Origin of the sequence: Pseudarthrobacter sp. efr-133-R2A-89 (assembly GCF_030209315.1) — a bacterium.
Taxonomy (GTDB): domain Bacteria; phylum Actinomycetota; class Actinomycetes; order Actinomycetales; family Micrococcaceae; genus Arthrobacter.
The window spans coordinates 1-19,538 of the sequence record NZ_JARVSE010000011.1 but is presented as its reverse complement, the minus strand read 5'-3'; the positions used below and the strand labels follow the sequence as shown (position 1 = coordinate 19,538).

General features: G+C 63.3%; 12 protein-coding genes and 1 tRNA gene. 11 read left to right on the top strand and 2 right to left on the bottom strand.

Annotated features, from left to right (window positions below; all coding sequences use genetic code 11):
- Window positions 1-114 precede the first annotated feature (114 nt).
- The 6 genes from trpB to pyk all read left to right on the top strand — a co-directional run bounded on the left by trpB (window position 115) and on the right by pyk (window position 11,323).
- Window positions 115-1,434, top strand: coding sequence for a tryptophan synthase subunit beta (gene trpB / locus QRM95_RS18315; protein ID WP_285248892.1), 1,320 nt, complete (start codon window positions 115-117; stop codon window positions 1,432-1,434).
- Window positions 1,435-1,445: 11 nt separating this feature from the next.
- A complete protein-coding gene (trpA, locus tag QRM95_RS18310) occupies window positions 1,446-2,258 on the top strand; it encodes a tryptophan synthase subunit alpha (protein WP_285249025.1) in 813 nt (270 codons plus the stop codon).
- A 3-nt stretch (window positions 2,259-2,261) separates the two neighbouring features.
- On the top strand, window positions 2,262-3,443 hold the full coding sequence (lgt, locus tag QRM95_RS18305; RefSeq protein WP_285248891.1) for a prolipoprotein diacylglyceryl transferase: 1,182 nt from the start codon (window positions 2,262-2,264) through the stop codon (window positions 3,441-3,443).
- Between the two features lie 261 nt (window positions 3,444-3,704).
- Window positions 3,705-8,318 (top strand): glutamate synthase large subunit, encoded by a 4,614-nt coding sequence (gene gltB / locus QRM95_RS18300; RefSeq protein ID WP_285248890.1) that lies wholly within the window; start codon window positions 3,705-3,707, stop codon window positions 8,316-8,318.
- Window positions 8,311-9,768: a glutamate synthase subunit beta gene (locus QRM95_RS18295; RefSeq protein WP_109863997.1), complete on the top strand. Its 1,458-nt coding sequence runs from the start codon at window positions 8,311-8,313 to the stop codon at window positions 9,766-9,768. Before gltB ends, QRM95_RS18295 begins: the two co-directional genes overlap by 8 nt.
- A 64-nt stretch (window positions 9,769-9,832) precedes the next feature.
- Window positions 9,833-11,323 carry a pyruvate kinase gene (gene pyk / locus QRM95_RS18290; protein ID WP_285248889.1) on the top strand — a complete coding sequence of 497 codons (1,491 nt, stop codon included), beginning with the start codon at window positions 9,833-9,835 and terminating at the stop codon, window positions 11,321-11,323.
- 132 nt (window positions 11,324-11,455) lie between these two features.
- Here the strand turns inward: pyk and QRM95_RS18285 are convergent, their stop codons facing one another.
- Window positions 11,456-12,061: an ANTAR domain-containing response regulator gene (locus QRM95_RS18285; RefSeq protein ID WP_009358190.1), complete on the bottom strand. Its 606-nt coding sequence runs from the start codon at window positions 12,059-12,061 to the stop codon at window positions 11,456-11,458.
- A 203-nt stretch (window positions 12,062-12,264) separates the two neighbouring features.
- Between QRM95_RS18285 and QRM95_RS18280 the strand changes: the two genes are divergently transcribed.
- Window positions 12,265-12,346: transfer RNA gene (locus QRM95_RS18280), tRNA-Leu, on the top strand.
- A 317-nt stretch (window positions 12,347-12,663) separates the two neighbouring features.
- On the opposite strand, the gene QRM95_RS18275 is transcribed toward QRM95_RS18280, so the two are convergent.
- Window positions 12,664-13,808, bottom strand: a protein-coding gene (locus QRM95_RS18275; protein WP_224025840.1) for an IS3 family transposase whose coding sequence is annotated in 2 segments (ribosomal slippage) — window positions 12,664-13,532 and window positions 13,532-13,808 — 1,146 coding nt in all. Because the reading frame shifts where the segments join, the coding sequence is not laid out codon by codon here.
- Between the two features lie 950 nt (window positions 13,809-14,758).
- On the opposite strand from QRM95_RS18275, the gene QRM95_RS18270 reads away from it, so the two are divergent.
- The 4 genes from QRM95_RS18270 to QRM95_RS18255 all read left to right on the top strand — a co-directional run.
- Window positions 14,759-15,793: an ABC transporter permease gene (locus QRM95_RS18270; protein WP_350223892.1), complete on the top strand. Its 1,035-nt coding sequence runs from the start codon at window positions 14,759-14,761 to the stop codon at window positions 15,791-15,793.
- A 47-nt stretch (window positions 15,794-15,840) separates the two neighbouring features.
- Window positions 15,841-16,830: a sugar ABC transporter substrate-binding protein gene (locus tag QRM95_RS18265; protein ID WP_285248887.1), complete on the top strand. Its 990-nt coding sequence runs from the start codon at window positions 15,841-15,843 to the stop codon at window positions 16,828-16,830.
- 136 nt (window positions 16,831-16,966) lie between these two features.
- Complete coding sequence (locus tag QRM95_RS18260; protein ID WP_285248886.1) at window positions 16,967-18,481, top strand: sugar ABC transporter ATP-binding protein; 1,515 nt, start codon at window positions 16,967-16,969, stop codon at window positions 18,479-18,481.
- Window positions 18,482-18,954: 473 nt separating this feature from the next.
- Window positions 18,955-19,538, top strand: a 584-nt coding sequence (locus QRM95_RS18255) for an alcohol dehydrogenase catalytic domain-containing protein (RefSeq protein WP_285248885.1), incomplete at its 3' end; no start/stop codon positions are given.

The following is a 19,538-nucleotide window of genomic DNA, read 5'->3' as shown; positions in this document are numbered from 1 at the left end:
CACCCCGCATTGCGGTGCCGGCCCGTGCCGGCCCCGCGGTGCCTGCAACCACCGCTCCGGCCCAGGCCGGAACAGCACACTTTTGACCGATCAACTTGGAACAGGACGGGACTGATGGCCGACGCACCCTCAGGGAACGCTGAGAACAACACCGCGGAAGCATTCCTGCAGGGCGGATCCCTCCGCCACGCGCCAGGGCCGTACTTCGGCGGCTACGGTGGCAGGTGGATGCCCGAGTCCCTGATCGCCGCCCTGGACGAACTTGAGGAAACCTTCAACAAGGCCAAGGACGACCCCGACTTCCGGGCCCAGATTGCCGACCTGAACAAGAACTACTCCGGCCGGCCGTCGCTGCTGACCGAAGCCAAGCGGTTCTCCCAGCATGCCGGGGGAGTGCGGGTATTCCTCAAGCGCGAGGACCTCAACCACACGGGTTCGCACAAGATCAACAACGTCCTGGGCCAGGCGCTGCTCGCCAAGCGGATGGGCAAAACCCGGATCATCGCCGAAACTGGCGCTGGCCAGCACGGCGTGGCCAGCGCCACCGCCGCTGCCCTGCTTGGGCTGGACTGCGTGGTGTACATGGGCGCCGAGGACTGCCGCCGGCAGGCGCTGAACGTTGCCCGGATGGAGCTCCTGGGTGCCAAGGTCATCCCGGTCACCAGCGGATCACAGACCCTCAAGGACGCCATCAACGACGCCCTCCGGGACTGGGTGGCCAACGTCGCCAACACCCACTACCTGCTCGGGACAGCGGCCGGCGCCCACCCGTTCCCCGCCATGGTCCGCTACTTCCACGAGGTCATCGGGGAGGAAGCCCGCGCCCAGATCCTGGAGCAGGAGGGCCGGCTCCCCGACGCCGTCTGCGCCTGCATCGGCGGCGGCTCCAACGCCATCGGCATCTTCCACGGCTTCCTGGATGACCCGTCCGTGAAGATCTACGGCTTCGAGGCCGGCGGCGACGGCGTGGAGACCGGCCGGCACGCCGCCACCATTTCGCTGGGCAAGCCCGGCGTCCTGCACGGCGCCCGCTCCTACCTGATGCAGGACGACGACGGGCAGACCATCGAATCACACTCCATCTCCGCCGGCCTGGACTACCCCGGGGTCGGCCCGGAACACTCCTACCTCTCGGACATCGGACGGGTCAGCTACGAACCCATCACCGACACCGAAGCCATGGAGGCCTTCCGCCTTTTGTGCCGCACCGAAGGCATCATTCCCGCCATCGAGTCCGCGCACGCGCTGGCCGGTGCCATCAAGGTGGGCCAACGGCTCGCCGCCGAAGACCCCGCCACCGCGGCGGAGAAGATCATCATCGTGAACCTCTCCGGCCGCGGCGACAAGGACGTGGCCACCGCCGCCGAATGGTTTGACCTGCTTGACAAGGATTCCGCCGAATCGGAAATCGGCAAAGAGGGGGAGCAGCTGTGAACAGCGCAGAGATGACCAGCAAGTCGGCAGCCGCCATTGACCGCGCCCGCGCCCAAGGCCGCTCGGCACTGATCGGGTACCTCCCCGCCGGCTACCCCAGCGTCGAGGACACCATCGCCGCCGGCATCGCCCTGGCGGAGAACGGCGCGGACCTGATCGAGATCGGGATCCCCTATTCCGACCCCGTCATGGACGGCCAGGTCATCCAGGCTGCCACCACCGAGGCACTGGCCAACGGCTTCCACGTCAAGCAGGTCTTCGACGTCGTCGCCGGCATCACCAGCAAGACCGACGCCGCCGTCCTGGTCATGACCTACTGGAACCCCGTGGTCCGCATGGGCGTCGACGAATTCTCCCGCCGCCTTGCCGAGGCCGGGGGAGCCGGGCTCATCACGCCGGACCTGATCCCCGACGAGGCCGCCGAGTGGATGGCAGCGTCGGACAAGTACTGCCTCGACCGGGTGTTCCTGGTTGCCCCGTCCTCCACCGCCGAGCGCATGCAGCGCACCGTGGATGCAAGCCGCGGGTTCGTCTACGCCGTTTCCATCATGGGCGTCACCGGTGCCCGCACGTCCGTCAGCACCGCCGCCAAAGACGTCGTTGCCGCCGCGCACGACGCCGGAGCGGAACGCGTCTGCGTAGGCCTCGGAGTTTCCACCGCGGACCAGGTCCGCGAGATCGCCGCCTACGCCGAAGGCGTCATTGTGGGCACCGCCCTGGTTGCGGCCCTCCGCGACGGGGGAGTAGATGCCGTCGCGGCCCTCACCAAGGACCTCAGCACCGGCCTGGCGCCGGAAGCCGGCCACACCACGGACGGGGCATAACCCATGCAGGCACTGATCCAGGCAGCCGCCCTGGCACCCGCACTGGTGCCGGGCAGCATCCCCAGCCCCAGCTGGTCCGGGTTCGACATCCCCCTGCCGTGGGGCAGCCTGCGGATCCACGCCTACGCGCTGTGCATCCTGGCCGGCATCGTGGTTGGCCTGTGGCTGACCTCCGTCCGCTGGGCCAAGCGCGGGGCCCCCGAAGGCAGCGTCTGGGACATCGTCATCTGGGCCATTCCCTTCGGCATCATTGGCGGGCGGCTCTACCACGTGGTGTCGTCCCCCGATGCCTACTTCGGCCCCGGCTTCGATGGCACCGGCGACCTCTCGCTGATTCCGCAGATCCAGCGCGGCGGCCTCGGAATCTGGGGCGCCGTCGTCCTGGGAGCCGTCGGTGCCTGGATCGGATGCCGCCGCAGCGGCGTAAAGCTCAGCGCCTTCGTCGACGCCGCCGCACCCGGCCTGCTCCTGGCACAAGCCCTGGGACGCTGGGGCAACTACTTCAACCAGGAACTCTTCGGCGGCCCCACCACGCTGCCTTGGGGGCTGCAGATCGACGCCAACAACCCGAACTTCCCGGCCGGCCTGCCCGCGGATACCCTGTTCCACCCGACCTTCCTCTACGAATCGCTCTGGAACGTGGCCGGGGTACTCATCCTGCTCGCCCTGGACCGGCGCTTCCACTTCCGCCGGAGCCGCCTCTTCTGGCTCTACGCCATGTACTACACCCTTGGCCGCGTCTGGATCGAACTGCTGCGCATCGACGACGCCGAACAGATCAACATCCTCGGCATCACCACCAGGCTCAACGTGTGGACCAGCATCTTCGTGTTCCTGGCCGCCCTGCTTGCTTTCCTCCTGCTGGGCCTCAAGGGCCGGCCGGAGCCGGACACCGTGTACCTGCCCGGCCACGAACCGGACGAAGCAGCCGCCGCCGAAGCAGCCCTGCCCGGGGCAGCCGCCGAGGACGCGCAGGAAGTCCGTGATCCGGACACTGTTGTCTCAGATAGTGATTCGCATGGTAATCTCCCTGATAACCAAAGCGGTTCCCGGCATGCTTCCGACTCCACGGAAGAAACCGCGGCGGCTCCGGCAGGCTCCAAGCCTGGCACGGATGCCACGGCTTCCGGAACATCCGGCAGCACAGCCACAGGACCCGCATCGGAGGCCGGCGCCGGTAAATAGGAAGCCGGCCAGGCAGGGCAGCAGAGCCACCGCTCGAAGGGCCCGAAACCCACAATGTCGTGGCATGGGGCCACTCCTGGCAGCAAAGAGATGCTGCCGGATGAAGCCCCGGGCAGGTGCCTGCGTAACCGTTAGTTCAGCAGGCTGCGCTGACCTACAATTTCCAGTAATCAACACTTTGTTGTGCCCTTGCAACGGCGCCGACGAGTGGGGCCAACGGTGTCCCTTCCATACGCACGATCAGGAGGAAGGACGTCTCCCATGACCCAAACTCTTAACACTCCCAGCTGGTCCGAACCGGACCAGCCTGAGACTGCACTGTCGCCGTTCAAGCGCTTCGCCGCCATGCCGGAAGCTGCCGGGCTCTACAACCCGGAGCAGGAAAAGGACGCGTGCGGCCTCGCCATCATCGCGACCCTGCGCGGCGAGCCCGGATATGACATCGTCGATGCCGCCCTGACTGCCCTGCGCAACCTTGAACACCGCGGTGCCGTGGGTGCCGACGAGGGCACGGGCGACGGCGCGGGCCTGCTCATGCAGATCCCCGACGAGTTCTTCCGGGCAGTGACCGAGTTCGAGTTGCCGGCCCCCGGCCAGTACGTGGCGGGCACGGCATTCCTGCCCGCCGAGCAGCGTGAGGCCAACGCAGCCAAGGCCGGCATCGAGGGCCTCGCCGCCGACGAAGGCCTGAAGGTCCTCGGCTGGCGCGAGGTCCCCGTTGTCGCCGACCTCGTGGGCGCCATGGCCCGCGCCTGCATGCCCTACTTCTCCCAGCCCTTCCTGGCCTCGGCCAGCGGTGAGGAACTGGACCGCAACGAACTGGACTCCCGCGCCTGGCGGATCCGCAAGCGCGCCCAGAACAAGTTCGGCGTCTACTTCCCCTCGCTGTCCTCCCGGACCATCGTCTACAAGGGCATGCTGACCACCGCGCAGCTGGAGCCGTTCTACCCGGACCTCTCGGACAAGCGGTTCAAGACCAAGCTGGCAATCGTCCACTCACGCTTCTCCACCAACACCTTCCCGTCCTGGCCCCTGGCGCAGCCGTTCCGCACCATCGCCCACAACGGTGAGATCAACACCGTCAAGGGCAACCGGAACTGGATGCGTGCCCGCCAGTCACAGTTGGCCAACCCGCTGCTGGGCGACTCTCCCGAAGAGCTGTACCCCATCTGCACCCCGGGTGCATCGGACTCCGCGTCCTTCGACGAGGTCGCCGAGCTGCTCTGGCTCTCCGGCCGCCCCATCACGCACTCGATCATGATGATGATCCCCGAGGCATGGGAAAACCACGCCACCATGGATCCGGCACGGCGCGCGTTCTACGAGTACCACTCACTGCTGATGGAACCATGGGACGGCCCTGCCGCCGTCTCCTTCACGGACGGCAACCTGGTGGGTGCCACCCTTGACCGCAACGGCCTGCGCCCCGGCCGGTTCTGGATCACCGAAGACGGCCTGATCGTCTTCGCCTCCGAGGTGGGCGTGATCGACGTCGAGCCCTCCAAGGTGGTCAAGAAGGGCCGCGTCTCCCCGGGCAAGATGTTCCTGGTGGACACCGAGGCCGGCCGCATCATCGACGACGAAGAGGTCAAGGCCGAAGTCGCCGCGGCCAACCCGTGGGCCGAGTGGGTCAAGGACAACCTGATCGACCTCAACGACCTGCCCGAGCGCGAGCACGTGGTGCACACGGCCGCGTCCGTGAACATCCGCCAGCGCACCTTCGGGTACACCACCGAGGAACTTAAGATCCTGCTCGGCCCGATGGCCCGCACCGGCGCCGAACCCCTCGGCGCCATGGGCTCCGACACCCCCGTTGCGGTCCTGTCCAAGCGCCCCCGCCTGCTCTTCGACTACTTCGTGCAGTCCTTCGCGCAGGTGACCAACCCGCCGCTGGACGCCATCCGCGAGGAACTGGTCACCTCCCTGACGTGCGCCATCGGCCCCAACGGCAACCTGCTGGACACCAAGCAGGTGCGCCAGCCGCAGGTCCAGCTGCCGTTCCCGGTGATCAACAACGACCAGCTCGCCAAGATCGCCAACATCGAGGACGCCGACGGCAACCGCGTGGCCATGAAGGTCCGCGGCCTGTACCGCCCGGAGGGCGGCGAGAACGCCCTCCGCGCCCGGCTCACCGAGATCTGCGAGCAGGTCTCCGGCGCCATCAACCGCGGCGTCCAGTACATCGTGCTCTCCGACCGTGACTCGAACGCCCAGTGGGCCCCGATCCCGTCCCTGCTGCTGGTCAGCGCCGTGCACCACCACCTGCTCCGCAGCGCCAACCGCACCAAGACCGCCCTGGTGGTCGAGGCCGGCGACGTCCGCGAGACGCACCACGTGGCCGTCCTGATCGGCTACGGCGCGTCCGCCGTCAACCCCTACCTGGCCATGGAATCCGTGGAACAGCTCATTGCCGCAGGCGACGTCACCGGGGTTACCCCGCAGGACGGCGTTTACAACCTGATCAAGGGCCTCGGCAAGGGCGTCCTGAAGATCATGTCCAAGATGGGCATCTCCACTGTTGCGTCCTACACCGGCGCCCAGACGTTCGAGGCACTGGGCCTGGGCCAGGAACTGGTGGACGAATTCTTCGCCGGCACGCACTCCCAGCTCGGCGGCGTTGGCCTGGACGTTATCGCTGCCGAAGTTTCGGCACGCCACCAGATGGCATACCCGGAAGGCGGCATCGAACAGCCGCACCGGCCCCTGCTGGGCGGCGGCGAGTACCAGTGGCGCCGCGACGGCGAACCGCACCTGTTCAACCCGGAGACCGTCTTCCGGCTGCAGCACGCCACGCGTGAGCGCCGGTACGACATCTTCAAGGCCTACACCAAGGGCGTGGACGACCAGTCCACCAACCTGATGACCCTGCGCGGGCTGCTCAAGTTCAAGAACGAGCGCCCCTCCGTTCCGCTCGAAGAAGTGGAACCGGTCTCCAGCATCGTCAAGCGGTTCTCCACCGGAGCCATGAGCTACGGCTCCATCTCCCAGGAAGCCCACGAGACGCTGGCCATCGCCATGAACCAGCTGGGCGGCAAGTCCAACACCGGTGAAGGCGGCGAGGACGTGGACCGCCTGCTGGACCCCAAGCGCCGCTCCGCGGTCAAGCAGATCGCCTCCGGCCGTTTCGGCGTCACCAGCCTCTACCTGACCAACGCCGACGACATCCAGATCAAGATGGCCCAGGGCGCCAAGCCCGGCGAAGGCGGCCAGTTGATGGCGCAGAAGGTCTACCCGTGGGTGGCCCGGACCCGCCACTCGACTCCCGGCGTCGGACTCATTTCCCCGCCCCCGCACCACGACATCTACTCGATCGAGGACCTGGCGCAGCTGATCTACGATGCCAAGCGCGCCAACCCGTCCGCACGGGTGCACGTGAAGCTCGTCTCCGAAGTGGGGATCGGCACCGTGGCCTCCGGCGTGACCAAGGCCAAGGCCGACGTCGTCCTGGTTTCCGGGCACGACGGCGGAACCGGCGCCTCGCCGCTGAACTCGCTCAAGCACGCCGGTGTCCCCTGGGAGCTTGGCCTGGCCGAGACCCAGCAGACGCTGATGCTCAACGGCCTGCGCGACCGCGTGGTGGTCCAGGTCGACGGCCAGCTCAAGACCGGCCGCGACGTCGTCATTGCCGCCCTGCTGGGCGGCGAGGAATTCGGCTTCGCCACCGCCCCGCTCGTGGTGGAAGGCTGCATCATGATGCGCGTCTGCCACCTGGACACCTGCCCGGTGGGCGTTGCCACCCAGAACCCGGAGCTTCGTGCCCGCTTCAGCGGCAAGCCGGAATTCGTGGTCAACTTCTTCGAGTTCCTGGCTGAGGAAGTCCGTGAAATCCTTGCCGAGCTTGGCTTCCGAAGCCTCGAAGAGGCCATCGGCCACACGGAAGTCCTGGATGCCCGCGACGCGGTCAACCACTGGAAGGCCGACGGCCTGGACCTGGACCCGATCCTGCACGGCCTGGAGTTCGACGACGACGCGCCGCTGCGGAACATGACCGGCCAGAACCACGAGCTGGACAAGCACTTCGACCAGCGGCTGATTACCATGGCCACCGAGGCGCTGACGGACCGCAGCCCCTTGAAGATTAACGTGGACGTCATCAATACCGACCGTTCCGTGGGCACCATGCTGGGCCACGTCGTCACCAAGACCTACGGCACCGACGTGCTGGCCACGGACACGATCGACATCACGCTGAACGGCACTGCCGGCCAGTCGCTCGGCGCCTTCCTGCCGGCGGGCATCACCCTGCGGCTGTTCGGCGACTCGAACGACTACGTGGGCAAGGGGCTGTCCGGTGGCCGGATCATCGTCCGGCCGGACCGTACCAACGTCTTCAAGGCAGAGACCAACGTCATCGCCGGCAACGTCATCGGCTACGGCGCCACCAGCGGCGAGATGTTCCTGCGCGGCCAGGTGGGCGAACGCTTCCTGGTCCGCAACTCCGGTGCCACGGCCGTCGTCGAAGGCATCGGGGACCACGGCTGCGAGTACATGACCGGCGGCCAGACGCTGATCCTGGGACGCACCGGGCGCAACTTCGGCGCCGGCATGTCCGGCGGCACAGCCTACGTGCTGGACCTGCGGACCACCCGCGTCAACAAGCAGGCCCTCGAGTCCGGCGAGCTGCAGCTGCGCGAGCTCGACGCCGAGGACCGCGACATTGTCCATGGACTGCTGGTGAAGCACATCGAAGAAACCGAATCCCAGCTGGCGGCGCGGCTCCTCGAAAACTTTGACGACACCGCTGCCCGCATTACCAAGGTGCTGCCGCGCGACTACGCGGCCGTGCTGCAAACCCGTCTTGACGCCATCGAAGAGGGCCTTGACCCCGACGGCGAAGAAGTATGGTCTCGAATCCTGGAGGTGACCGGTGGCTGATCCACGCGGATTTCTGAAAGTACGCCAGCGTGAAACCCAGCCGCGCCGTCCCGTTCCCGTGCGCATCATGGACTGGAAGGAAGTCTACGAAGCGCAGGAGAAAGGCGTCCTGAAGGCGCAGGCCGGCCGCTGCATGGACTGCGGCGTTCCGTTCTGCCACCAAGGCTGCCCCCTGGGGAACCTCATTCCCGAGTGGAACGACCTCATGTGGCGGGACAAGGGCGAGGAAGCGATTGAGCGGCTGCACGCCACCAACAACTTCCCCGAGTTCACCGGCCGGCTGTGCCCCGCCCCCTGCGAAGCCTCCTGCGTGCTGGGGATCAACCAGCCCGCCGTCACCATCAAGCAGGTCGAAGTTTCCATCATCGACGAGGCGTTCGAGAACGGCTGGGTCAACCCGCTGCCGCCGACGCGCCTGACCGGCAAGACCGTCGCCGTGGTGGGTTCCGGGCCGGCGGGCCTGGCCGTCGCCCAGCAGCTGACCCGCGTGGGCCACACCGTCGCTGTCTACGAACGGGACGACAAGATCGGCGGCCTGCTGCGCTACGGCATCCCCGACTTCAAGATGGAAAAAGAGCAGGTGGACCGCCGCGTCGAGCAGATGAAGGCCGAAGGCACCCGCTTCCGGACCGGCGTGGCCGTTGGGACCGACGTGACGTGGGAGCAGCTGCGCAGGCGCTACGACGCCGTCGTGGTGTGCACCGGCGCCACCGTCCCGCGGGACCTGCCCATCCCGGGCCGGGACCTGGAAGGCGTGCACTTCGCCATGGACTACCTGGTACCCGCCAACCGCGTGGTGGCCGGGGAAGCCATCGAAAACCAGATCCACGCCAACGGCAAGCACGTGGTCATCCTCGGTGGCGGTGACACCGGGGCCGACTGCCTCGGCACCGCCCACCGGCACGGCGCAGCGTCCGTCACCACCTTGGCGATCGGCAAGCAGCCGCCGGCCGAACGTGCCAGCCACCAGCCGTGGCCCACGTTCCCCAACCTCTTCGAAGTGGCCAGCGCCCACGAGGAAGGCGGCGAACGCACCTACCTCGCGTCCACCGTGGAATTCGTTGGCGAAAACGGCAAGCTCACCGGCGTCAAGGTGGCCGAAACCGAATTCGTCGACGGCAAGCGACTCCCCAAGGCGGGCACCGAGCGGATCATCCCCGCAGACCTGGTGTTCCTGTCCCTGGGGTTCACCGGAGCCGAACCGGCCGGCCTCACCGAACAGGTGCACGCCGACTTCGACGGCCGCGGCAACGTGGCCCGCGACGGCTACTACATGACCAACACCGACGGTGTCTTCGTTGCCGGTGATGCCGGCCGCGGGCAGTCCCTGATTGTGTGGGCCATCGCCGAGGGCCGCGCCGCCGCAGCAGCCGTGGACAAGTACCTGATGGGAAGCACTATCCTTCCCGCTCCCGTCGCGCCGACGGACCGCGCCATCGCCGTCCTCTAGGGGTGCATCGAGGGTTCACCTCGCCGACAACTTAACCAATGCAAGAGACCAATAGGGTAGGTATATGAGACGCGCAAAAATTGTGGCTACGTTTGGCCCGGCAATTGCCAGCTATGAGAACACCCTGGCTGTGCTGGAGGCCGGCGTTGACGTCGCCCGCATGAACATGAGCCACGGCGATTACACCGTGCACGACAACACCTACGAAAACGTCCGCAAGGCGGCAGCGGACCTGGGCAAGGCCGTGGCCATCATGGCCGACCTGCAGGGTCCCAAGATCCGCCTGGGCCGTTTCGTGGATGGCCCGCACGCACTCGCGGTTGGTGACATCTTCACCATCACCACCGAGGACGTCCCCGGCACCCAGGAGATCTGCTCCACCACCCTGAAGAGCCTCACCGAGGACGTCAAGGTGGGAGACGCACTGCTGATCGACGACGGCAAGGTGGCCCTTCGCGCCATCGAGGTCGACGACGTCAAGGTGGTTGCCGAGGTGACCGTCGGCGGCATGGTGTCCAACAACAAGGGAATCAACCTGCCCGGCGTGGCAGTCAACGTTCCCGCGCTGAGCGAAAAAGATGAGGACGACCTCCGCTGGGCAATGCGCCGGGGCGTGGACCTGGTGGCCCTGTCCTTCGTCCGGGATGCGTCCGACATCACCCGCGTGCACGAGATCATGGACGAAGAAGGCCGCCGCGTGCCGGTCATCGCCAAGATCGAGAAGCCGCAGGCTGTCGAGCAGCTGCCGGAGATCATCGACGCGTTCGACGCGATCATGGTGGCCCGCGGCGACCTCGGTGTGGAGCTTCCCCTGGAGGAAGTGCCGATCGTGCAGAAGCGCGCCATCGAGCTCGCCCGGCGCTGGGCGAAGCCGGTCATCGTGGCCACCCAGGTGCTCGAGTCCATGATCGACAACCCGCGCCCGACCCGTGCAGAGGCCTCCGACTGCGCCAACGCCGTCCTCGACGGTGCCGACGCCGTCATGCTCTCCGGCGAGACCAGTGTGGGCAAGTACCCGATCGAAACGGTCAAGGTCATGGCCCGGATCATCGAATCCACCGAGGTCCACGGCCTGGAGCGCGTCCCCCCGCTGGGGACCAAGCCCAAGACCCGTGGCGGCGCCATCACCCGTGCCGCCGTCGAAATCGCCGACCAGCTGGACGCCAAGTACATCTGTGCGTTCACCCAGTCCGGCGATTCCGCCCGTCGCCTGTCCCGCCTGCGGCCCATCAAGCCGGTCTTCGCGTTCACCCCGGTGGAGCAGGTCTGGAACCAGATGGCGCTCACCTGGGGAATCCAGCCGGTACTGGTGCAGATGGTGGACCACACAGACGCCATGACCGCGCAGGTGGACCGCAGCCTCGAGGAAATGGGCCTGGTGCAGGACGGTGACCTGGTGGTCATCGCTGCCGGGTCCCCTCCCGGAAAGGCCGGTTCCACCAACTCGCTGAAGGTGCACAAGGTAGGCGACCTGGCCGACTCCACCCGCGCCGGTGAAGTCAGCAGCAACAAGGAAAAGCTCGGCCCCTGGCCGGAAAAGAAGAAGAAGGCCTAGGCCTAGTCTTCGGACAAAGCAAAGGACCCCTGCCGGTTGGCAGGGGTCCTTTGCTTTGGTGCTGTGCGCGTTAGGGGACTTTACGCGTAGAGGCCGGGCCGTCGTCGTAATTCTCTGGGCCCGGCCGGAGCGCTAGTTGACCTGGTTGATGATGGTTTCGGCGACCTCACGCATGCTGAGGCGGCGGTCCATGGAGGTCTTCTGGATCCAGCGGAAGGCCTCCGGCTCGGTCAGGCCCATCTTGGTGGTCAGCAGGCTCTTGGCGCGCTCCACGAGCTTACGGGTGGCGAACTGCTCCTGGAGGTCGGAAACCTCGCTCTCGAGGGCCTTGATTTCCTCGTGGCGGGAAAGCGCGATCTCCAGGGCCGGGATGAGGTCGGCGGGCGTGAACGGCTTCACCACGTAGGCCATGGCGCCGGCGTCGCGGGCACGCTCCACCAGTTCCTTCTGGCTGAAGGCGGTCAGCAGCACCACGGGGGCGATGCGTGCCTTGACGATCTTCTCGGCCGCCGAAATGCCGTCCATGACGGGCATCTTGACGTCCATGAGGACCAGGTCCGGCTTCAGTTCCTCGGCGAGCTGGACGGCCTTCTCACCGTTGTCCGCCTCGCCCACAACGTCATAGCCTTCGCCGCGCAGGATCTCGATGATGTCGAGGCGGATGAGGGTTTCATCCTCCGCCACAATAACGCGGCGCGCCGGCTGGGACGTGGGCTTGGACTCCGTCTGTTCAGTCACGGGATCTCCTTGAAAAGGTACGGCGGGACATCACTATCTTAGGTGCCACCGCGGCTGTACTTGGCTTGCAGGGTTTGTTTGCGGCGACGGCGGCGCGATTCTGGAATTCAGCCTATCTGCATGTAGAGTAATTCCGCGTACGTGAAGCGATCGCGTTGCTCACAGTCAGCTGTGGGCGTAGCGTTCCACTCCACGTATTCCGCGCCCGAGTGGCGGAATTGGCAGACGCGCCGCACTCAAAATGCGGTATCGAAAGGTGTGTGGGTTCGAGTCCCACCTCGGGCACGACGTATCGGCTCGTCAGAGGCGATTTTGCTTTGACGTGTTGACAACGTTTGGTTGTCGTCGCTCTGACGGGTTGGGCCGCGGGCTCTGGCCTGGCCACCGCAGTGACCTATTCAGGTGTGTGGGGTGGCGGGTTCAAGTCCTGGCTAGTGAGACTTCCGAATTGCTTTGAGTGGGTTCTTGCGTGTCCTTGTTCCGGAGTTGTCGGGTGGGCCTGGGGTCCTACACCTATTCATGGGCCTGGGGAGTGGGCACGACATGACTCACGCGATCTCGCTAAAGAGCGGGACTGCCCCGGCTTTTGTTGACTCGGGGTCTTAGGCCGCTATGAGCTCGGTCCGGTTGATTGTTTCATATTCGATGGGCGTGAGCTTTCCCAGCCGTCTTTGCCGTCGCCGGCGGTGGTAAGTCCGCTCGATCCACGTTGTGATGGACAGCCGGAGGTCCCGCCTGGTGAGCCACCGCTGACGGTCCAAAACGTTCTTCTGCAGCAGCGAGAAGAACGATTCCATAGCGGCGTTATCCGCACACGCACCGACCCTGCCCATCGACCCCGTGAGGCCGTGGTGGCGGAGCGTTTCGACGAAGCGGCGGGACCGGAACTGGGACCCGCGATCGGAGTGCACCACTGTCCCCGCCGGGCGGCGTGCCCGTACGGCGTTCTCCAGCGCTGCCACCGCCAACGAGGACTTCATTCGCGAGTCCATCGAGTAGCCCACGATCCTTCCGGAATAGACGTCTTTCACCGCGCAGAGATAGAGCTTCCCCTCGGTGGTTGGGTGTTCGGTGATGTCCGTCAGCCACAGCTCATTCGGAGCCACGGCGGTGAAGTCCCGCTCCACCAGGTCGTCATGAACCGGCGGCCCGGGCTTCCGGTTCAGGCCCCGCTTCTTGGAGAACACCGACCAGATGCCGTGGTCCCTGCACAGCCGCTGGACCCTGTTCTCACCCGCCTTAATGCCCTTCTCCGGGAGCTCGTCGGCGATGAAACGGTACCCGAATGCGGGATCGTCGGCGTGGATGTCCAAGGCGGCGTTGACCAGGTGCGCGTCGACCCAGTCCCGTTCCGTCACCGGACTGGCCTTCCACCGGTAATAGCCTTGCTTGCTGAACTTCAACACCCTGCAGGTCACCGCCACGGGAACACCGCCGGCGGCAAGATCCGTGACCAGCGGGTACGTCATTTTGGGTTGATGTCCCTGGCCAGATAGGCAGCCGCCCGGCGGAGAATCTCGTTCTCCTGCTCCAACAGGCGGTTGCGTTTCTTCAGCTCCCGCATCTCAGCCGACTCAGCGGCCGCCGGGCCAGCCCCGGAATCTTTACGCTCAGAGATGGCAATCCATCGCTTCAGCGTGGTGATCGAAAGCCCGAAATCCTTCGCAATCTGCGCCAGAGGCGCCTCACCCTTGCGGGCCACATCAATAACATCCTGGCGGAACTCCGCCCCATAAGGCGTGGGCATGGTCAACATCCTTCCACGAGCACAAGCTCGCTAGGTCAAGGAGTCAACAAAACCGGGGGCAGTCCCAGGCTTTGGTCGAGGGTCGAAGGTATTTCATAATATGAAATACATTGCATATAGACAAAGTCTACGACTGCATGGCAGTATCTGACTAACGCCCAATGAGGGGCGATACCCCGTACCACCTCAAGGAAGAGGATCTAGTGAAATCTGACGTACAGGGACTTAATCCCAACCCGCACTTTGGCCAGGCTGTCGCGTATGACCCGAGGCCAGAGGAATCAGTCGCTCAAGCTTAGGAACTAAGCGAATCCCCTGCTTCAAGCTCAAGGGGAACCCAACTTACGACAAAAGGGGAAATCGCCCGCCAATCTCGGCCTCTGTATGAGTATTCCGCCTATAAGCGGACCCTTCACGCAAGCTCTCTGGCAGGCAAAATAATTCGTCGATTAGTTCCAGATAATTGACTTTTCGCCGGGCGGCCTCCACTAAAGCAGCGGCCACACCCCAACGCTCCCCGCTCTACACTTGCGCGGGAGCGCATCAGTCAATTGCAGGGCAGCGGCTGGCACCATGCCCGGTCCGCGTGGCCTCTGCCGCACAAACCATTCGTGTTGTAACTCACCACAGCCAGGGCGCATATTCGCCGAAGACTGAGGGCGAGTTCGAGTGCAAGTCAACACCCCAGGCACCCCTCGGCGGCATTGCGCTCTACCATCCGGTAAACCACCAGCCGAACCAACACGGCCTAATTCGGTTGATGCAAAATCGCATTGAACCCGGCATTTACCTGCCCCACAGTCCCACTGGTCTCGCTCACATCTCGCGGATTTCCGGGCCCAGTGCTGAGTGCGCGGTCCCTTATCGCTTGCTTTCCGGAGGCGCATCTTCATCGCCTGAAGTTGTTTCATTCACCGTCACTGCCGACCCCATTCCATCCAGGAGTTCCTATGTCGCCCGTCCCGTCCGCCTCGCCTGCAGCTAACAGAATAGCGGCGCCTTCCCAGGCGCCTGAAGACCTATCACTGCCCGGCTCATCATCACCTCGCAAGTCCTTGTCAGGCTTCCTAAGCCGGCACACGCTTTGGGTCGCTCTCGTCATGCTGGTTCTAGTTCTCTCGCTCATCTCGGAGCCATTTCGTAACCCTGCCAACCTCCAGAACATTCTTATGCAGAACTCGGTTATCGGCATAGTCGCACTTGGCATGCTGGTAATGATGATAAGCGGCGGTTTTGACCTGTCTGTTGGTGCTTCCGGTGGCGCAGTTGGTGTGCTTGTAGCGTACTTATCGGGCTCCTGGGGTTTACCGGCCGCCCTTATTGTCGGCACGCTCCTCGGTATGTTCATTGGTTTGATCAATGGAATCATTATCGCTCGGCTGCATATCAACGCATTCATCACTACATTTGCTGTCGCAAGCATCATCACCGGAATTCTGTTCGTTCTGACGTCGGGCCGATCAATTAGCGGAAGCTCAGTGGCCTTGACCGACTTTGCCTTCGAGCTCGTCGTCGGCATCCCTATGCTTTTTCTGGTTTTTGTAGCATTTGCGATCGTGACTTACCTACTGTTGTCCAGGACGAAATGGGGGCATTGGGTCTATAGTGTGGGCGCCAATGCGGAGGCAAGTTACCTTTCAGGCGTCCCAGTACTCCCTATTAAAATCGCCGCATTCACTTTCGGTGGTCTCGCTGTGGGACTTGGAGGCGTGTTCCTTTTCGGCCAATCTGCTGTTGGACAGCCCACAGCAGCAGCAGATTGGCCCTTGAACGCCATCGCTATCTGCGTTATTGCCGGCACGTCCTTGGCTGGCGGGGCGGGACGAGTCGGCAATGTAGTGGCCGCAGTCCTCGTCCTCGGCGTCGTCTCCACGGGCCTCAACCAACTGGGCATCTCGCCCTATTGGCAGCCGGCGGTCACGGGAACAATCATTCTCGTCGCAGTTGTCTCAGACCAGCTGACCAAAGCGCGCAGCCGAGCTTAGCTTTCCCCAGCCCACCCTCCCTCCGTAGCTCAAAGAAGGACATCAGAATGAAGTGGTTCAGTACCAATCGAAAAGCAGTCGCACCGATCGCGTTGGCCAGCGCCGTTACGGTAATCTGTCTAAGCAGCTGTTCGTCGGCTGCCCCCGGCGCAGGAGCAACGGCCGCCTCGGGTAGCTGCTCAAAGGTCACCGCCTTAGTCAACGATCTACAGAATCCCTGGAACGCAACCCTGGCTCAGGGAATGACAGAACAGGCTGCAAAGCTGGGCGTTGACCTAACCGTTCAGAATGCGGCCGGAGTTATTGCCACCCAGGCCTCCCAGCTACAGCAAGCTGTGACTTCCAAGCCGGACGGAATTCTTCTGCAGGCCACTGAGTCCAACGGCCTCGTTCCCGCCGTGAAAATCGCAAATCGCAACTCGGTCCCTGTAGCGACGGTTAACGCCAACGTAGGCCAAGGCGCTGATGTCGTAACCTTCGTTGGCGTAGACCAAAAGGACTATGGCATCGCCCTTGCAAAACTTGTTGAAGAAGCACTTCCTAATGGCGGTAACGTCGCCATTATTCAAGGCGTAGTTGGTAACCCTGTTGAGATTGATCGAACCGCGGGCATAACGGAGACATTTGCCGCCAATCCGTCTATCAAGATAGCCACCACGGTGACCGATTCCTGGAACAACGCCGATAATCTTGCCGCTGTTCAGGACCTCCTAGCGAAGTATCCCAAGGGAACGCTGGACGCTGTTGTAGCAGAGGGGCCTGAAATGTATGTCGGCGCGCAGTACGCTGCCAGCATTGGCAGGGACGATGTGAAGTTTATTGCCGGGGATTTCCCGATTGAGGTCCAAGAGGCGATCAAGGCCGGGCACCTCTACGGAACGATCTTGCAGGATGGGGCAACTATTGGAGCCCGAAGCCTCGAAGATCTCTGCTCGCACATCACCGGAAAGTCCGTTCCCACGCCCACGGATTTTATCGATCTCCCATCCATCACCAGTAAGAACGTAGCCGATTTCAAGACCAGCTGGCACTGGTAAAACCTGCGGCAGGAGAGGCCGTTGCATCGGCTTCTCCTGCCGCCTTAACAAGCGACGGGAAGACAGGCCTACCGTGACACGATCATGGCATCAAGAAGCCTCGGCAACGGGGAGCAGCACAGCGCCAAGAGTACGAATGGAGAAAATATCACAAACATTCGGTACCGTCCGAGTCTTGAACGAGGTGGACCTTACCGTTGAACCCGGCGAAGTCCACGCTCTCGTGGGACAAAATGGGGCGGGCAAGTCGACACTGATGAAGATCCTGGGAGGACTTTACCCGGACCATAAAGGTCTCATCGAAATCGACGGGTTCCCAGCCCGTCTGACAAATCCTCGGTCTGCGTTGAAACACGGCATTGGCATGATTTATCAGGAACTGAGCCTTATTCCCTCCCTTTCGGTGGCCGAGAACATTTTGTTGGGTATCGAACCGGGACGCGGAGGCTATAACCGCCGTGGAATTCTTTCCGCTGCGCGCTCGATCGTGAAACGAGTACCGATGCTCTCTGAACTGCCCCTAAATGCCCCAGCGGGGGATCTGAGCACAGGACTCCAGCAACGTGTTGAGGTCGCCAAAGCACTCGCCCGCGATGCTCGAGTGCTCGTGATGGATGAACCAACCGCACGGCTCTCCGGACCAGAGCGTGAGGACCTGGGGGACCTCATCCGCGAACTGTCTGCCAACGGCATCTCAATCATCTACATCTCGCACTTTCTTGAAGAAATATTTCAGTACTGCTCGTCACTCACGGTTTTGCGTAACGGCACGGTCGTTGATAGGGGACGGACAGTTGACTTCACGTTGGGTTCCTTGACCCGGAGCATGCTTGGAGCAGAATTGGCAGATGAAGAATTCGACCCCGCGAACAGCGGGCGTCCTCCTTTCACCGGCGTCCCTGTCATAGAGCTCACCGCGGTGTCAGGCCCACGAATATCCGGCATTGACATCGCGATCCACGGAGGAGAAATTATCGGCCTTGCGGGCTTGGTCGGATCGGGACGGACTAGGGTGGCAAGGACATTTACGGGCGCGGAACCCCTAAGTGCCGGAACAATTTCCATTAGCGGCAGAAGGACTACTGTTGCCAGCCCACGCCAAGCCCTCAAGATGGGAATCGTCATGCTTCCCGAGAATCGCAAGACGGAAGGCCTTATAGGGATTTCATCGGCCCAGGAAAACCTGATTCTGAATGCCCTCGACCGCGGCCTCACTCGATTCGGGGTCATACGCAGTAAAGCCGCGCTCAGTGAGTCCAATAGACACTTTACTGAACTCGAAATCAGACCCAATATGCCTTCCTTAGCAGCGGAACGGTTCAGCGGCGGAAACCAGCAGAAGATTCTGCTCGCACGCGCGCTTCTGGCTAAACCGCGCGTTCTGATCATCGATCAACCAACGGCTGGCGTTGACGTGGGAACTAAAGCCCAAATCCACGTCCTCATCCGCCGCGTGGCGTCGCAGGGCACAGCTGTGCTCATAGTCACCGATGACCTAGAAGAGATGCTGGCCCTGGCGGATAACGTGCTCGTGCTCCGGTCAGGTCGAATCGTCTCACGTCATCGCAGGGTGGGACTCGATCGGAAACGGCTTGTCGCTGCCATATCCGGAGAAGACGGTGTCTCCCCGCTTAGTGTCCATCCCGCATAAATTAGTTCCTACATCCTTTTGGGGTACCCAATCAACGAGCAAGCTCTGGTTTGAATTCTTCGAGTTCCAAACACCTAAGCCTAAGTCCCTGAAGACTCCTACGAGTTCGGGCGCGTGAGTATCGTCCACATCTGCCTGACAGCTCCAGATACTGAAGGCGTGCCAGCTAGCATCGCCGGCAATGGTGGCAAGCAGCTGAGAAAGGTTGGGCCATTTGTTCGAAAACCAAGGACTTCCAAGCCGTTTAATGTCAGGCTCCTGGAGAACCTTAATTGTGATTTTTAGCCATCCGTAATTCCAGTTCCGATACAATCACATTCGCCAATTCCGTTCAACGAATCCCACTATTCGGCCCTTTGATGTTCGGTACCTGCTGCGCCGGCCGGAAAGCGGAGTGCGCGGCAGACAACCGAACCCAGAATAGTCCCCTATCTTCTAGCGCCGTATGCGCAGGACAATAACGAGGAAAATAAATGAGAGCAGCACGCTATTACGGCCGCGGGAATATCCAGATCGACAATGTTCCTGAGCCGGACGTGGCGCCAGGAACCGTAGGTATTGATGTCGCATGGTGCGGCATTTGCGGCACTGACCTTCACGAGTACCTTGAGGGACCCATTTTTTGTCCCCAGCCCGGTGAGCGCCACCCTGCGTCCGGAGACTCTTTGCCTGTTACCTTGGGCCACGAGTTCGCGGGAATCGTATACGCAGTGGGGCAGGGTGTAGACGATATTGCCCCAGGCCAGCGAGTCGCGGTGGAACCATATATCGCACGCGACGACGTCAACACCGGACCTGACAGCACCGATTATCACCTTTCAGAAGGCTTAGGTGTAATTGGCCTAAGCGGCGGAGGCGGCGGGCTCGCAGAGAAAATCGCAGTTCCACGCCGCTGGGTGCACCCCATCCCCGACTCTGTCCCCCTTCACCACGCCGCTCTGATCGAACCGCTATCCGTGGGATACCACGCCGTAGAGCGATCCGGGGCTAAAACCGGACAAGTTGCCCTCGTTGGGGGCGCCGGCCCGATCGGTCTGCTGACGTCCGCCCTGTTAAA

Bases quoted from the DNA above. Each gene is read 5' to 3' on its own strand.
- trpB (WP_285248892.1), top strand. From the start codon at position 115: ATGGCCGACGCACCCTCAGGGAACGCTGAGAACAACACCGCGGAAGCA.
- trpA (WP_285249025.1), top strand. From the start codon at position 1,446: ATGACCAGCAAGTCGGCAGCCGCCATTGACCGCGCCCGCGCCCAAGGC.
- QRM95_RS18270 (WP_350223892.1), top strand. From the start codon at position 14,759: ATGTCGCCCGTCCCGTCCGCCTCGCCTGCAGCTAACAGAATAGCGGCG.
- gltB (WP_285248890.1), top strand. From the start codon at position 3,705: ATGACCCAAACTCTTAACACTCCCAGCTGGTCCGAACCGGACCAGCCT.
- QRM95_RS18265 (WP_285248887.1), top strand. From the start codon at position 15,841: ATGAAGTGGTTCAGTACCAATCGAAAAGCAGTCGCACCGATCGCGTTG.
- QRM95_RS18260 (WP_285248886.1), top strand. From the start codon at position 16,967: ATGGAGAAAATATCACAAACATTCGGTACCGTCCGAGTCTTGAACGAG.
- pyk (WP_285248889.1), top strand. From the start codon at position 9,833: ATGAGACGCGCAAAAATTGTGGCTACGTTTGGCCCGGCAATTGCCAGC.
- lgt (WP_285248891.1), top strand. From the start codon at position 2,262: ATGCAGGCACTGATCCAGGCAGCCGCCCTGGCACCCGCACTGGTGCCG.